At 64.8% G+C, this 752-nt stretch carries 1 pseudogene; it reads left to right on the top strand.

Going from position 1 to position 752, the window contains the following annotated elements:
- Positions 1-752: pseudogene (locus AC01FP_RS18310) on the top strand (hypothetical protein); the annotation flags it as partial.

The raw sequence follows: 752 nt of genomic DNA, 5'->3' as shown, positions 1-752 counted from the left end.
ATCGGGGTCAACGACGCCCCGACCGGCACAGACAGGACCATCACGATCAACGAAGACGCAGCGCGGGCCTTGCTCGTCGCGGACTTCGGTTTCGACGATCACGGGGGGTCTACCCAGAGTGAAGGCCAGAGCCTGCAGGCGGTCATCATCACGACCCTGCCGGCCACTGGCACACTGTACATCGACACCGACGGCGCAGGTGTCGGCGACCTGGGCACGGCCGTCACCGCGGGACAGTCCGTCTCGGCCGCCGACATCAGCGCAGGTCGTCTGGTTTATGTGCCAGCTGCCGACGCCAACGGCGCAGGCGCGGCGAGCTTTACATTCCAGGTCCAGGACAACGGCGGCACCGCCAACGGCGGGGTTGACACAGACCCCACCCCGAACACGATCACCTTCAACATCACGGCTGTGAACGACGCGCCTGTGATCGGCAATCTGAGTGGTGAGACGACGAGCTTCACCGAAGGCGGTTCGCTGTTCTCGGCCATGCTGGACGCGGGTCTGGACGCCACAGTCAGCGATGTGGACAACGCCAACTTTGACGGCGGGTCACTGCGCATCCAGGTCACCAACGCGGTGGCCGGGGAAGATTTCATCTACTTCAACAACAGCAATCCCGCCTTCGGCCTGACCTTCAGCGGCAGCACCCTGTCGTATAACGGGGTGGCGTTCGCGACCTTCACCGCCCCGAGCGCCGACCGCATCTTCACCTTCGACGCGGATGCGACCCCCGAGGCCGTCCAGTCGCT

The organism is Cyanobium sp. NIVA-CYA 375 (genome assembly GCF_056108345.1).
The sequence above is the reverse complement of the archived record's forward strand: the minus strand, read 5'-3'. Positions and strand labels throughout refer to the sequence as shown.